Source organism: Chelatococcus caeni, from assembly GCF_014196925.1.
Taxonomy (GTDB): domain Bacteria; phylum Pseudomonadota; class Alphaproteobacteria; order Rhizobiales; family Beijerinckiaceae; genus Chelatococcus_A; species Chelatococcus_A caeni.
In genome coordinates, this window is the sequence record NZ_JACIEN010000004.1 from 431,622 (window position 1) to 445,772 (window position 14,151).

Genomic DNA, 14,151 nt, shown 5'->3' on the forward strand with positions numbered 1-14,151 from the left:
CGCTTATCCAGCGCCCCCGCGTGGCCGGGCGATGTCGTTGACGCCCTCCGCGTCGGGCGCAAGGCCGTAGCTCATGCGGCGCATCTGGCCGATCACGCGCTCCATCTCGTCGTCGGGCAGGACCGGCGGGTCGCCGAGCGTCAGCGCCTGGACATAGAGCCGCGACAGGGTCTCGACCTCGATGGCGAGCCACAGCGCCGCCTCCAGCGTCTTGCCGAGCGCGATCTGGCCGTGCTGGCCGAGGAGACAGGCCAGGCGTGCCTCGAGCGCGGCGAGCGCGTTGTCGGACAGCGCCTGCGTGCCGAAGGTCGCGTAACCGGCGCAGCGGATGTCGTTGCCGCCGGCGACGCCGACCATGTAGTGGAAGGCCGGGATGCGCTTGTGATGGCAGGCGAGCGTCGTCGCATAGACGGAGTGGCAGTGCAGCACCACGTCGATGTCCGTACGCACGCGCAGGATGTCGCGATGGAAGCGCCATTCCGACGAGGGGCGACGGCCGACATAGGTGCCGTCGAAATCCATCTCGACGATGTCCTCCGGCGTCATCGCCTCGTAGGGCATCGACGACGGCGTGATCAGGAAGCCGTCGCCGGCGCGGACGGAGAGGTTGCCCGCCGTGCCCTGGTTGATGCCGCTCGCGTTCATGCGCCGGCAGATGTCCACCATCTCGCGGCGCAGGGCCTGCGTGTCGTTTGCTGCCATGGAAGGCTCCTTTCTCACGATGTCGGAGCGGCCAGCGCATCGCGGCGAACCGCTTCGCGCCACCGCTCCGCATAGGCGATGAAGACCGGCGGAAGCGGGCCGGCCTCGCTCAGATCGACGGGGGCCGGCTGCGATCGCTCGCCATGGCCGGCGAGCAGTGCCGCTCCGGCCGCGACGCCATAGGCATCGAGGCTGAAGCGCACGCGCCGGTCCGGCGCAAAGGCGGCGACGAGCGCCGGATAAAGCGGCTCGCGCACGAAGCTGCCATCGAGGACAACATCCCTCCCCGGCCCCAGCGCATCGAGGCACTCGGCCGTCAGCAGGGCGCAGTGGAGGACGGCGAGGGCCTTGCGCTCCGCTGGCGTCGCCGGCGGCTCGCCACGGATATGGCCGCGCCCGGCGCTCCCGGGAAAGAGGCTGTCGCTGTCGCCGAAGGAGGGCATCGCCATGGTGCCGCGCGCGGCAAGCCGGGCGGCGGTCTCGACGGCGACAGGCTCTGCCGGGGCATCCGAACCCGCGATCGCCGCGAATTCCCGCCCGCCCATGCTGAGAACGCCGCCGAGCGGCGCGCCGAAGACATCGCTGTTGCAGGTCATGCCGCGATGCTCGTCGAGCCGCGCGAGCGGCGTTCCGCCCGACAACCCGACGATCCAGGTGCCGGTGGAGACGACGCTCGCCTCGCGCAGCCCCGCCGCCTGGTAGCGATAGTAGTTCACGCTGCTGTCGTGGCCGCCGGCGAAGATGGCGAGGTCCTGCGGCAGCCCGTGACGGGCCGCGAGCGCCGGCCGGATCGGGCCCACCGCCTCCCAGGCTCTGGCGAAGGGCGGCATCAGCCGCTCCCAGCCGCGAGCGTGCACGATCGCGGCCCAGCGCCGCTCGGGAACGTTCCACAGATGCGACTGGGCGCCGAGCACGCTCGCCTCCGAGACGGCGACGCCGGACATGACCCAGGCCCAGTACTGCGGGATGCCGAGATACCAGCGGGCCGCAGCGACCGCCTGCGGCGCCTCCCGTTCCATCCAGAACAGCTGGCGTGCCTGGTGCGTCGCCCCGTGCATCAGCGCGCTGCCGCGGTCGAAGAACGGGCCGGCGAGCGGCGCATAGGCCTCGCGGATGTCCTCCGGCAGCGGCTGCTCGTAATCGATCATCGGCAGCGCCGCGCCGTCGCCCATGTCGGGATCGGCAAGGGCGAGGACGCCGCCGGAGCCGTGCCCGACGGGCACGAAGCCCTGCAGCGCATGGCGCTTCGCCAGCGTGCCGAGCCCGTCGAGCAGCCAGCCGCGGATCGCCGCAAGGTCGTGGTGCCGCCAGGGCGGCCCCTCGCGCACCGGATTGGCCACGCTCAGTGTCTCGAGCACGTGCCCGTCGGCGTCGACGGCGCTCAGCTTGATGTTCGTCTTGCCGACGTCGAACACCGCGACGACGCCGCCGGCCCGCATCCCGGCCATCGCGTCCTCCGCTCAGATGAGGCCGTATTGCCGGGCCTTGTTGCGCAGGAAGGGCAGGCCGTTGCCCATGACCTCCGCCTCGTCCTTCGCCACCGGCCGCCAGACGGCGAGGCCATAGGCCACCTCCGGCGGCATGTTGATGAAGCTCTCCATGGCGAGGCCGCCGCGGAAGCCGATGGCCGCGAGCGCCGCGCAGATCTCGTCCCACGGCACGTTGCCGCAGCCGGGCGTGCCGCGGTCGCTCTCCGACATGTGGATGTACTTGAGGTGCTCGCGCGCATCGAGGATGCCCATGGCCGCGCCCTTCTCCTCGATGTTCATGTGATAGGTGTCGAGGTGGACGAAGACGTTGTCGGCGCCCACGCGCTCCACCATCGCCACGGCCTGCCGCGCGGTGTTGATGAGGTGGTTCTCGTAGCGGTTGACCGCCTCGATGCCGAGCTCAATGCCGCGCGCCTTGGCGTGCTGGGCGGCGGCCGTCAGCGCGCGGGCGATGTTGTCGTATTCCTGCTCGGTCGGCGGCACGCCGGTGCGCTCGCCGATGCCGCCGAAGATGACGCCGGACAGCGCCTCGGCGCCGATCTCCGCCGTCTTGTCGATGGCGACCTTGAGATAGTCGACCGCCGCCTCGGGCCGCTGCGAGGCCCAGGCATGCTCCGGCAGGCCGAGCGAGCACACGGCCCTGAGGCCCGCTTTCTCGAGCAGCGCGCGCGAGTGGGCGGCATCGACCGCCGGCGCGTTGAGCAGCGCGATCTCGATGAAATCCATGCCGTAGGATTGCGCGGCGGCGACCGCTCGCTCCGCCCCTGCCCGGTCCCACGTCATGGTCCACATGCTGGTGTGGACGCCGAATCCCTGCATCGCTACCTCCGTCTTCTTCGTTCGAGCGCCGCCGCGACCTGCCCCGCCAGCCAGCGCAGAACCATGACCGCCACCAGCAGCATGCCCCACACCGCCGTCGCCAGATGCTGGCTGGCGCCGAGGAGGTTGAGCCCGGAGGACAGCAGCTGCAGCACGACGAGCGCCACGACGACCGGGACCGCCCGGCCGAAGCCGCCGAAGGGGTCGACGCCGCCGAGGAAGCAGGCGAGTACGGTGATGAGCAGATAGGCCTCGCCATGGCCCACGCGCACGGAATTGAAGCGCGCCATCATGATGATGCCGGCGATCGCGCACATGAGGCCGGAGAGCGTGTAGACGAGGACGATGACCTTGCGCGTATCGACCCCGGAATAGCGCGCCGCGGCGCTGTTCGAGCCGATCATGTAGATGTTGAAGCCGAGCCGCGTGCGCGACAGCATCAGATGCCACAGCCCTGCGCAGGCGAGGAAGACGATGAGCGGCACCGGCACGCCGAGGACCATGCCGTGGCCGAGCGGGCGGATGAAGGCCGGAAAGCCCGAAATGTCGCCGCCGCGCGTCAGGAACTCGCCGAGCCCGCGCAGGAAGATCATCATCGCCAGCGACACGAGGATGGGATGGGCGCGCGAGAAGGCGATGACGAGCCCCATGACGAGACCGCTCGCCGCCCCTGCCGCGAGCGCCAGCACGACGCCGAGGGCAAAGGCCTCCGGGCCTGCGTTGACGCCGCCGTTCTGGTGCAGCACCCAGGCGACCGTCAGCCCGGCGATATTGGCGGTGAAGGTAATGGCGAGATTGAGCCCGCCGGTGAGGATCGGCAGCAGCATGGCGAGCGTGAGCAGGCCGAGCTCGGGCAGCTGGAAGGCGACCGAGCCGAAGGTCGCCGACGACAGGAAGCGCGGCGTCGCCAGGCTGAAGACCAGCATCACCATGACGAAGGCGGCGAGCGGCCCCGCAAGGTCCGCGCTCAGCCCCTGCGGCGGGCGCTTCAGGGGCAGGACCATGAAGGGGGACGTCATGGCGCCGCCCTCCCCTCGCTGCGCGTCGCGAACAGCTTTCCGATCTGCGCGTTCGACAAGGTGATGGCGACGAGGATGATGACGCCGATGATCATGCGGAAGGCGTAAGGCGACGCCCCGAGCAGGTTGAGCCCGTTCTGCACGATGGCGACGAGCAGCACGCCGAGCACGCAGCCGAGCACCGATCCCCGCCCGCCGCCGAGCCGCGCCCCGCCGAGGACGACGGCCGCCAGCACGTCGAGCTCGCGCCCGTAGAGCGCATTGGGCACCACCTCCTGTGCATAGTGAGCCTGCACAAGGCCGCCGATGCCCGCCATCAGGCCGAGCCAGCCGAAGGCGATGAACTGCATGGCGGCGACGCTGATGCCGAAGCGGCGCGCCCCTTCCGGATTGTCGCCGAAGGCATAGAGCTGGCGCCCGGTCGTCGTGTGGCGGATGAGCGCCCAGGTGGCGAAGACGCACAGGGCCATGACCAGCACCGGCAGCCGCAGCTCCGCCCAGCTGCCGTCCGCCATCTGCCGCTCGAACAGGATGATCTTGCCCGTCCACCAGTCCGGCAGGTCGTAGATCGACACGCCGCGCGTGAAGAACATCAGGAGGCCGAAGTAGATGTTGAACGTCGCGATGGTGACGACGATGGAGATGATGCGGAAGCGGTGGATGAGGAAGGCGTTGAACGCCCCGAGCAGGATGCCGATGCTGCCGGCGATGATGAGGCCGCTCACCCAGCCGCCGCCCCCGATCCGGGCGAGCGCGAGCGCCGTCAGATATTGCGCGACGGAGGCCGCCACGGCGAAGGAGATGTCGATGCCGCCGGCGATCAGCACGACGAGCAGGCCGACCGCGAAGATGATGTTGACGGCGCTGGCGTTGGCGAGGTCGAAGAGATTGACGAGCGTGAAGAAGCGGTCGCTCGCCAGCGACAGGACGAGGCAGATCGCCACGATCACCGCGAGCAGCACCATCTCGGTGGTCTGGGTCTGAAGCCTTCTAAGCATAGACCGCCGCCTCCAGCTCCGGCAGCGTGACGCTGCGCGGGTCGTATTCGCCGACGATGCGGCCGCGCGCCATGTGCAGCACCCGGTCGGCGTTGTAGTAGACCTCCGGCAATTCGTCGGAGATGAGGATGATGGCGAGCCCCTCGGCCGCCAGCCGCGCCACGATGTCGAAGATACCGGCACGGGCCCCGACGTCGACGCCCACGGTCGGCGCGTCGAGGATGAGGAGGCGCGGGTCCGTCGCGAGCCACTTGGCGATGGCGACGCGCTGCTGGTTGCCGCCCGAGAGGGTCGAGACGGCATCCTCCTGCCGGCCGATCTTGATGCCGAGTTCGCCGACCCAGCGGGCGACGAGCCCCTCCTTCCGGCGCCGCGAGATGAGCCCGCCCGTCATGACCTTGCCAAGCGAGGCGATGACGAGGTTGTCGGCGATCGACTGCGGCTGGATGAGCCCGAGCGACAGCCGGTCCTCCGACAGATAGGCGATGCCGGCGCGGATCGCGTCCCGGTTGGAGCGGAAGCGCACCGGCTTGCCGTCGAGGCGGATGGTGCCCGCATGCGGCCGGCGCATGCCGAAGAGCGTCAGGGCGAGCTCCGTGCGCCCGGCCCCGAGCAGGCCCGTGATGCCGAGCGTCTCCCCGCGCCGCACCACGAGCGAGACGTCCTCGAACTCGCCCGGGCGCGTCAGGCCCTCGACCGCGAGGACAGCGGGTGCCGCGCCATGCGAGCGAGCCCTGACATTGGCGTCGAAGGTGCGCCCCGTCATCAGCTCCGTGATGCGCGAGGGGGTCATCTCCTTCGCCGGATAGACGCCGACGAGCCGGCCGTCGCGCAGCACCGTCATCCGGTCCGATATCTCGATCACCTCCGCGAGGCGGTGGCTGACGAAGACGACCGCGATCCCCTCGCGCGAGAGGGTGCGCACGATGTCGAGCAGATGGTTGGTCTCGGCCTGCGTCAGCGAGGCCGTCGGCTCGTCCATGAAGATGATCTTCGCCTCGCCGACGAGCGCGCGGGCGATGGCGACGATCTGCCGGCGGGCGATGGAATAGTCGCGCAGCGGCAGGTCGAGGTCGAGGCTGGTGCCGAGGCGCGCCAGCACCTTCCGCGCGGTCTCGCGCATGGCCCCGTGGTCGACGCGGCGCGGGCGGCCGCCGACCACCTCCTGGAAGGCGATGTTCTCCGCCACCGACATCTCGGGGAAGAGGGCAAGGTCCTGCCAGATGACGCGGATGCCCGCCGCCTGCGCGGCGACCGGCGTCATGTGGTCGTAGACCTCGCCGTCGAAGCTGATGCGCGCCTCGCCGTCCGGCCGGTAGACCCCGGTGATGACCTTGATGAGCGTGCTCTTGCCGGAGCCGTTCTCGCCCGCGAGGCAATGCACCTCGCCGGGCATGACCTCGAATGAGACGCCCTTGAGGGCCTTGACGCCGCCGAAGGTGACGCTGACGTCACTCAGCGACAGGAGGGGCCGGGGCGCCGGCGCGGCGCCCGGTTGAGCCGTAGCCATGTCTCGTCCGCTCTCGCTTGCCGGCCGATGGCCGGGCGGGTCCCGCCCGGCAGGGATTTCGGTCCTTTCAGGCCCGGCTCCTTAGAGGCCCATGTCGGCGAGCTGATCCACCGTGTCCTTGTTGATGGTGACGAGCTGGTCGACGATGATGTTGTTGCCGTCGGGCGTGACCTTGCCGAGGCCCTCGATCTCGTCACCGGCCTCGATCTTGCCGCCCTTCATCAGCCGGTCGGCCAAAGTGACGAAGACCTCGCCGGCCTGTTTCGGGTTCCACATGAAGCCGCCCGAGATGGCGTCGGACTTGATGAGCTTGCGCCCCTGGCCGGGCGAGAAGGGCCCGAGCACGAAGATCTCGCCGACCTTGCGGCGCTCCTCGACGGCGCGGCCGGCGCCGATCGGCCCTTGGCTGCCGAAGGCGAGGAAGCCCTTGAGGTCGGGATGGGCCGAGATGAGGTCGAGCGCCGTCTTGCGGCTGGCATCGACATCCTCGGCGACGCCGTAGCGCTCGCCGACGAGCTGCATCTCGGGATATTTCTCCTTGAGGTGGGCAATGGCCGCATCGGCCCAGGCATTGTGCAGCGGCACCGTCAGCGAGCCGACGAAGACGGCATACTTGCCCTTGCCGCCCGTCTTCTCGGCGAGGAGCTCGGCATGGGCCTCGCCGAAGCCGGTGGCCGAGGCGAGCTCGAAATTCCAGTCGGCGCCCTTCTGGCTGGGCGATTCATGCGTGATGACGATGATGCCGTTGCTCTGCGCCTTGCTCAGCACCGGCTCGAGCACGGTCGCATCGTTCGGCACGACGCCGATGACCTTGACGCCCTGGGCGATGAGATCCTCGATGGCGCGCACCTGCAGCGCCGGATCGGCGCTCGTCGGGCCGACCATGAAGGCGTCCACGCCGAGCTTGGCGCCCCGCTCCTTGATGCCGGCCTCCATGGCGTTGAACCACGGAATGCCGCCGATCTTGACGACGACGCCGACCTTGCCGGTCTCCTGCGCCGCCGCCGAAAAAGCCGATGCGATGGACAAGGACGCTGCAACCGCAGCGACAAGCAGTTTTCTCATGCTTTCCTCCCAGGCAGCCATGCCCGCGCCCTTCGCGGACAATCTGCTCGCAGCCCTGTCGTTGACCGATCTTTGCGGGGCTTGCACAATCGATGGTGCAACTATTCCGCAGTTGCTATCCTGTCGTCAAGCCGCGAATAAGCCCGCCGGGTGGTTCCATGCAGGACGGGCGCAGCGGCAGTCGGATCGGCCATGAAGAGAAGCGGCAAGAGAAAGACGATCTACGACCTGTCGGCCCTGTCGGGTTGCTCGCCGTCGACGGTGAGCGCGGTGCTCAACGGCTCGTGGCGCAAGCGCCGGATCAGCGAGAAGACCGCCACGCTCGTCCTGAAGCTCGCCGACAGCCAGCAATATACCGCCAACCGGCAGGCCCGCGGCCTGCGACGCTCGCGCTCCGGCCTCGTCGGCCTCCTGCTCCCGCTCTACGACAACCGCTATTTTTCGTCGCTGGCCCAGACCTTCGAGGCCATGGTGCGGGCGCGCGGCGAATGCCCGATCGTGGCGAGCGCCAGCCGCGACCCGAGGGCCGAGCGCGAGACGGCGGAAAGCCTCATCGCCTATTCGGTCGACGAGCTCTTCATCTGCGGCGCGACCGATCCCGACGGCGTGCACGAGATCTGCGAGAAAGCCGGGCTCAGGCACGTCAACGTCGACCTGCCGGGCACCCGGGCCCCCTCGGTCATCAGCGACAATTATGACGGCGCGTGCCGGCTCACCGAGGCCGTCATCCGCCACTGCGCCGCGACAGAGCCGCTGCGCCCGGAGGAGCTCTACATCTTCGGCGGGCGCGACGACCATGCGAGCCGCGAGCGCCTCCGCGGCTTCCGCGCCGTCAAGCGCACGCTCCTCGGCGCCGACCCGGACGTCTGCATCCAGCCCACGGGCTATTCGGCCAACAACACGCGGCTCGCCTTCGAGGCGTTCTTCGCGCGCGAGGGCCGGCTGCCGCGGGCCATCATCATCAATTCGACCATCAATCTCGAAGGTTTCCTGCGCTTCATGGCGGGCTTCCCGGACGCCGCATTCAAGGATCTCGTGGTCGGCTGCTATGACTACGATCCCTTCGCGTCCTTCCTGCCGTTCCCGGTCATCATGATCCGGCAGAATGTCGAGGCCATGCTGGCCAGGGCCTTCGAGATCATCGCGGATCCCGCGGCCGCGGCGCAGATCCACCTCGTGGCGCCTGAGCTCGTGCCGCCGCGCACGGCCCTCGCCGGCCCGCTCGACGCGCTGAAGGACATGCCGCCCCGGCCGGCGGGCCGCACCACCGACGCGACCGTCGCCCATCCCGCATGATGCGGATCGGCGCGCCCCTCAGGCGTCCGCCACGATGAGAAGCTCGAAGGTCACGCAGGTCGCGTTGCCATCGTGCCGCAGGCGCCCGCCGCCGATGGAACCGTCCATGCCGACGAGCGCGATGTCGAGGTCGCAGCGGCCGGCGCGCACGCGACCCGCGGTGACGAGCACCTCGGTCGCGTAGGAGGCCATCTCCGGTCCTTCGGTGAAGGTCGCGCCGACGAGGCTGCCGATGCCGTGGAGCGAAGCGTCACCGATGCCGTTCTCGCGGCAGATGCGCTCGATCGTCGGCGCGATGTCCTCGTTCGGTTTGATCGTGCAGGCAATCGCACGGGCCCCGTCATGCCGCGTCGCCTCGGCGGGTACGGCCCGGAACAGCCGGAAGTTCGTCTCCTCGTCCTCCCGCACGTCGAAGAGCGCGCCCGCAAGGCCCCAGGCCGCGGCCTCGACGGGCTCGCAAAGGCAGGAATCGAGCGGCAGGAGATGGCCCATGCGGCGCTCGCCGCCCGCCGGCGTCCAGAGACCGTGGCAGTGCAGGAACGGCTCGCCGTCGCGGCGCCCGACGACGAGCCCGGCATCCTCGATCACCGTCACGCCCGCGGGCGCGAAGGTTTCGCTGTACCAGGCGGCGTGCGTATCGTCCGGCGCGGCGGCGGGGATGACGTAGCGCATCGGATCGACGCGGGCGCCAGCGAGGCGGAGATAGCCGCCGGCAAGGCCGGCCTCCGCGAAGGCGCGGCCGACCGCCTCGTTGATGCTGATGCCGGCGGCAAGCGTCAGCCGCAGCGGCACCGCCGTGCACGGCACGGCGAAGAAGCGTTCGCGGGAGACGGGCCCCGGGTGGCGGATGCTGCGCATCGGGACCTCCTCAGGGCGCCAGGCCCGCATGGATGAAGCCGCCGTCGACGGCGAGGATCTGGCCGTTGACATAGGCCGCATCCTCCGAGAGCAGGAAGGCGACCGCCCCGGCGATCTCGCGCGGCGTGCCGTAACGGCGCTGGGGCACGCGCTCGATCCATTGCCGGCGCACATCCTCGGTGTGGACCGCCTTCGTCAGCGGTGTGTCGACCGGCCCCGGCGCGACCGCATTGACGCGGATGCCGGCTGCGCCGAGCTCGGTCGCCAGGACCAGCGTCAGCAGGTTCTGCCCGCCCTTCGACGCGCCGTAGGCGCTGCGGCCCTTGTTGCCGGTGAGGCCCGACACGGAGGTGATGTTGACGATGGCGCCCGGCTCCTTCGCCGCCAGCCAGTGGCGCGCCGCGGCCCGCGAGACGATGAAGGACCCCGTCAGGTTGACGTCGACGATGCGGCGAAAGTCGGCGACGCTCGTCTCCACCGCCGGACGGTCGACGGCGATGCCGGCGCAGTTGACGACGCCTGCCAGGCGATGCTCCGCCGTGATCGCCCGGATGGCCGCCTCGATCCCGACTTCGTCGGTGACGTCGCAGGCGATGCCGTGCGCGACGGGCAGGCCGAGGTCGCGGCAGGCCGCATCGAGGGCCTCGCGCTTCATGTCGATGAGGAAGACGGCATGGCCGCGCTCGCCGAGGAGCCGCGCCGTCTCGAGGCCGATGCCGGATGCGCCGCCGGTGATGGCGACGGCGCCCTTCTCGCTATTGTTCATCGCGCCCTCCTCATGCCGGGGCCTTGCCGGCGATCTCGCCGCGCCGCTCCAGCTCCTCGCGGATCATCTTCTTCGTGATCTTGCCGTAGGCCGACTTGGGCAGCGCCTCCCAGAAGATGAAGCGCTTGGGCATCTTGTAGCGGGCGATCTTGCCGTCGAGCCACCGGTCGAGGCCGAGGCTCTCGGGCGCGACGCCGGGCCGGGTGACGCAGACGGCATAGCCCACCTCCCCCCACAGCGGGTCCGGCACGCCGACGACCGCGACCTCGCCGATGTCGGGATGCTGCAGGATCTTCTCCTCGATCTCCCGCGGATAGATGTTCGACCCGCCGGAGATGTACATGTCCGAAGCGCGGCCCGTGATGTAGACGAAGCCGTCCTCGGCCATGTGGCCGAGATCGCCGGTGCGGAACCAGCCGTTGCGGAAGGCCTTCGCGTTGGCCTCGGGGTTATCGTAGTAGCCGGCGAAGACGGCCGGGCCGATGACGCAGATCTCACCGGTCTCGCCCGGCGCGACGGGATTGCCGGCGTCGTCCTGGATCTCGACCTGCATGCCCGTGCGCTCGAAGCCGCAGGTGCCGATGCGCGCCTGCGGCCCGTCCTCCGGGCTGTGATAGGCCGGCGGCAGCACGGTGATGTTGCCCGTCACCTCGCCGAGGCCGAAATATTGCACGAGCACGGCCCCGAGCGTCGCGAGCGCCTTCTTCTGGTCCTCGCGGTACATCGGCGCGCCCGCATAAATGACGTAGCGCAGGGAGGAATGGTCGAACCGGCCGACGCTCTCGTCCTCCACCAGCATCTTGAGGATGGTGGGGACGGTGAAGAGGTTCGTCACCCGCCATTCCTCGACGAGCTGCCAGACGGTCGGCACGTCGAGCTTGTCCGTCGGCAGCAGGATCGTCTTCGCCCCGTGCGCCACCTGCACGAGCTGGTGCACCCCGGCGCCATGGGACAGGGGCGCGACGACGATGGACGCGTCCTCGCGCGTCGTGCCCGGCACCAGGTCGCACAGGTGGTTGGTGATGACGAAAGCCATCTGGCCATGCGTCAGCACGGCGGCCTTCGGACGCCCGGTGGTGCCGGAAGTGTAGAAGAACCAGCACGGGTCGTCCCGCTCCACCGCGACGCTCGGCACCGTCTGGCCGAGGTGCTGCGCCACGAGGGCGTCGTAGTCCTCGCCGAAATCCGCCGCGCCGATGGCGATGGTGAATTCGAGGTCCGGCGCCGTCTCGCGGCAGGCGCGCGCGTGATCGGTGAAACCCGCGCCGCAGATGAGGCCGCGCGCGCCGCTCGCCCTGGCGAGATAGGCGACATCCTCCGGCGACTGGCGGTAGTTCGCCGGCACCCACACCGCCCCGAGGCGGAAGCAGGCGAACATCGATTCGAACATCTGGTTGCAGTTGGCGGACTGGATGAGCACCCGGTCACCCTTGCGAAGGCCGAAGCGGTCGCGCAGGGCCGCCGCCATGGCGTCGACCCGCGCCTCCATCTCGCGCCAGGTCCATTGCCGCTCGCGCCAGACGAAGCCGATGTCGTCCGGGTTGCGCCGGGCCGCCTGGGTGAGGAAATGGGAAAGGTTCATCACCCGCGTGGAACAGGGCACAACGCCCCCGGGCGGTGTCGTCGTCATCGTGCCGATCTCCTGACCTGGTTCCTCATGGCGGCCTGCCCGCGCTGCGGACTGCGGGCGGCGAACATCTGGGCGAGACGCTCCTCGACCACCCGCACCTCGAGCGCGAGATAGCCGGCAAGCTCGCTCTGGCGCTCGGGCTGCATGCGGCTGTCGATGGCCGCGATCGACAGCGCGCCGGCGAGCCGGCCATCAGGCCCGCGCACGACCATGCCGATGCCCCAGGAATTGGTGAAGATGAGCCCGGGGTTGAGCGCAAAGCCCCGGGCGCGGGTCGCAGCCACGCCCTCGCGGATGCGCGACGCCGGCAGCATGGGATATTTCGCCCTGAGCACGGCCTCATTGGCGGCGAGCACCGTCTCCACCTCCTCGTCGGGCAGGGCCGCGAGCATGGCGAGCGAGCCGGCGCCGACGCCGAGCGGATGCTCGAACCCGGCCTGCAGCGCGTGGGTGCGCACCGGGTAGGTGCCCTCCTCGCGGTAGAGGCAGACGGAAAAGGTATCGCGCCGGACCGACAGGAAGCTCGAATCCTCGGTGCGCTTCGACAGCCGCGTCAGGCTCTCCATGGCGACCTGCAGCAGCCCGAAGCGGCGCGAGGCCAGCGAGCCGAGCACATAGGCTTCCTCGCCGAGATAATAGCGGCGGCTCGTCCCGTCCTGCTCGACCAGGCCGGCGCGCATCAGCGCGAGCAGCAGGCGGCGCGCCGTCGGCTTGTTGAGGCCGCTCTCCTCGACGATATCGGTGAGCGACGCGCCCCGCTCGGCATGGCGACCGACCATCGACAGGAGGCCGAGCGCCCTGTCGACGCTCTGCGCCCCGGTCTGGTCGCGATCGCGGGACAGCGCGAGGGTCATGGCTCAGGACATCGGCCCGACGGCGCAGCTCTGGCCGCCGTCGACCGGCAGGCACACGCCGGTGATGAAGCGCGCCTCGTCGGAGGCGAGGAAGACGGCCGCGGCGGCAATGTCCCAGGCTGTCCCCATGCGGCCGGTCGGCACGAGCGCGTTGCGCGCCGCCACCATCTCCTCGACCGAGCCGTACTGGCCGGAGATCTGCTTGTAGATCATCGGCGTGTCGATGAGGCCGGGCATGATGCAATTGGCGCGGATGCCCTGCCGGGCATATTGCATGGCGAGCGCCACGGTCGCCTGGTTCACCGCCGCCTTGGTGGCGTAATAGGAGAAATACGGGTAGCCGACGTAGCGGATGGCCGCGAGCGAGGAAATGTTGACGATGGCCCCGCCGCCGCCCTTGAGCATATGCGGCAGCACGGCCTTGGCGGTGCGGTAGACGGAGCCGATGTTGAGGTCGAGCGCGGCCTGGAACCGCTCCTCGTCGAGCTCGACCGGGCCGCCCATGTGGGTGACGCCGACATTGTTGTGCAGGATGTCGATGGCGCCGAAGGCCTCCATCGCCGCAGCCGCCACGGCCTCCACCGAGGCGAGGCTCGTCACGTCCGCCGCGAGCGCGATGGCCTCGTTGCCCTCCTCGCGGATGATCGCCGCCGTCTCGGCCGCGGCCGCCTCGGCAAGGTCGACGCAGGCGACCCTGGCGCCCTCACGGGCGAAGGCGACAGCGGTCGCCTTGCCGTTGCCCCAGCCGGGGCCGGACGAGCCGGCGCCGAAGACGATCGCGCATTTTCCCTTCAGTCGATCGGCCACGGTCGGTGTCTTCCCTTGTGATGAACTTCGCCATTGCCAGCCCGCCGCGACGAGCACGACGCGGACCGGCGCAGCTCTTCCCCTCCCCCCGCTTGCGGCGGGGAGGGGCTAGGGGTGGGGGGACATCCGCCCCCCCAGAACGACTTCTGCCGCCTGCCTGCGGCACCGGGGGGGGCCCCCCCCCCCCCCCCCCCCCCCCCCCCGCGGGGGGGGGGCGCCCCCCCCCCCCCCCCCCCCCCCCCCCCCGGGGGGGGGGGGGGGGGGCCCCCCCCCCCCCCCCCCCCCCCGGCCGCCCCCCCCCCCCCCCCGCCCCCCCCCCGCGGCGGTGGCCGACGGC

Annotated in this window: 13 protein-coding genes; 1 reads left to right on the forward strand and 12 read right to left on the reverse strand. The window is 70.2% G+C overall.

Features of this window, described 5'->3' with window-relative positions; translation table 11 throughout:
• Window positions 1-3: 3 nt before the first annotated feature.
• From GGR16_RS18210 to GGR16_RS18240, 7 genes are all read right to left on the reverse strand, one after another.
• Window positions 4-702 (reverse strand): class II aldolase/adducin family protein, encoded by a 699-nt coding sequence (locus GGR16_RS18210; RefSeq protein ID WP_183317516.1) that lies wholly within the window; start codon window positions 700-702, stop codon window positions 4-6.
• A gap of 14 nt (window positions 703-716) precedes the next feature.
• Window positions 717-2,150, reverse strand: a complete 1,434-nt coding sequence (locus GGR16_RS18215; RefSeq protein WP_183317517.1) for an FGGY-family carbohydrate kinase — start codon at window positions 2,148-2,150, stop codon at window positions 717-719.
• A gap of 12 nt (window positions 2,151-2,162) precedes the next feature.
• The gene (locus tag GGR16_RS18220) at window positions 2,163-3,011 is read right to left on the reverse strand and encodes a sugar phosphate isomerase/epimerase family protein (protein WP_183317518.1); all 849 of its coding nucleotides are present in this window, start codon (window positions 3,009-3,011) and stop codon (window positions 2,163-2,165) included.
• A 2-nt stretch (window positions 3,012-3,013) separates the two neighbouring features.
• A complete protein-coding gene (locus tag GGR16_RS18225; RefSeq protein ID WP_026014768.1) occupies window positions 3,014-4,015 on the reverse strand; it encodes an ABC transporter permease in 1,002 nt (333 codons plus the stop codon).
• Between the two features lie 11 nt (window positions 4,016-4,026).
• The gene (locus GGR16_RS18230) at window positions 4,027-5,028 is read right to left on the reverse strand and encodes an ABC transporter permease (protein ID WP_183317519.1); all 1,002 of its coding nucleotides are present in this window, start codon (window positions 5,026-5,028) and stop codon (window positions 4,027-4,029) included.
• A complete protein-coding gene (locus GGR16_RS18235) occupies window positions 5,021-6,538 on the reverse strand; it encodes a sugar ABC transporter ATP-binding protein (protein ID WP_019400138.1) in 1,518 nt (505 codons plus the stop codon). The genes GGR16_RS18230 and GGR16_RS18235 overlap by 8 nt, the downstream gene beginning before the upstream one ends.
• 81 nt (window positions 6,539-6,619) lie before the next feature.
• On the reverse strand, window positions 6,620-7,603 hold the full coding sequence (locus GGR16_RS18240; protein ID WP_026014766.1) for an autoinducer 2 ABC transporter substrate-binding protein: 984 nt from the start codon (window positions 7,601-7,603) through the stop codon (window positions 6,620-6,622).
• A 192-nt stretch (window positions 7,604-7,795) separates the two neighbouring features.
• Between GGR16_RS18240 and GGR16_RS18245 the strand changes: the two genes are divergently transcribed.
• Complete coding sequence (locus tag GGR16_RS18245; RefSeq protein WP_019400136.1) at window positions 7,796-8,899, forward strand: substrate-binding domain-containing protein; 1,104 nt, start codon at window positions 7,796-7,798, stop codon at window positions 8,897-8,899.
• An 18-nt stretch (window positions 8,900-8,917) separates the two neighbouring features.
• On the opposite strand, the gene GGR16_RS18250 is transcribed toward GGR16_RS18245, so the two are convergent.
• The 5 genes from GGR16_RS18250 to GGR16_RS18270 are packed head-to-tail and all read right to left on the reverse strand — an operon-like array spanning window position 8,918 to window position 13,814.
• Window positions 8,918-9,757 carry a PCC domain-containing protein gene (locus GGR16_RS18250; protein ID WP_183317520.1) on the reverse strand — a complete coding sequence of 280 codons (840 nt, stop codon included), beginning with the start codon at window positions 9,755-9,757 and terminating at the stop codon, window positions 8,918-8,920.
• Window positions 9,758-9,767: 10 nt separating this feature from the next.
• On the reverse strand, window positions 9,768-10,523 hold the full coding sequence (locus GGR16_RS18255; RefSeq protein WP_019400134.1) for an SDR family NAD(P)-dependent oxidoreductase: 756 nt from the start codon (window positions 10,521-10,523) through the stop codon (window positions 9,768-9,770).
• A 10-nt stretch (window positions 10,524-10,533) separates the two neighbouring features.
• Entirely contained in the window at window positions 10,534-12,153 is a 1,620-nt protein-coding gene (locus GGR16_RS18260; RefSeq protein WP_026014765.1) for an acyl-CoA synthetase, read from the reverse strand.
• Window positions 12,150-13,007, reverse strand: a complete 858-nt coding sequence (locus GGR16_RS18265) for an IclR family transcriptional regulator (RefSeq protein ID WP_019400132.1) — start codon at window positions 13,005-13,007, stop codon at window positions 12,150-12,152. The genes GGR16_RS18260 and GGR16_RS18265 overlap by 4 nt, the downstream gene beginning before the upstream one ends.
• Before the next feature lie 3 nt (window positions 13,008-13,010).
• Window positions 13,011-13,814 carry an SDR family NAD(P)-dependent oxidoreductase gene (locus GGR16_RS18270; protein WP_019400131.1) on the reverse strand — a complete coding sequence of 268 codons (804 nt, stop codon included), beginning with the start codon at window positions 13,812-13,814 and terminating at the stop codon, window positions 13,011-13,013.
• Window positions 13,815-14,151 lie beyond the last annotated feature (337 nt).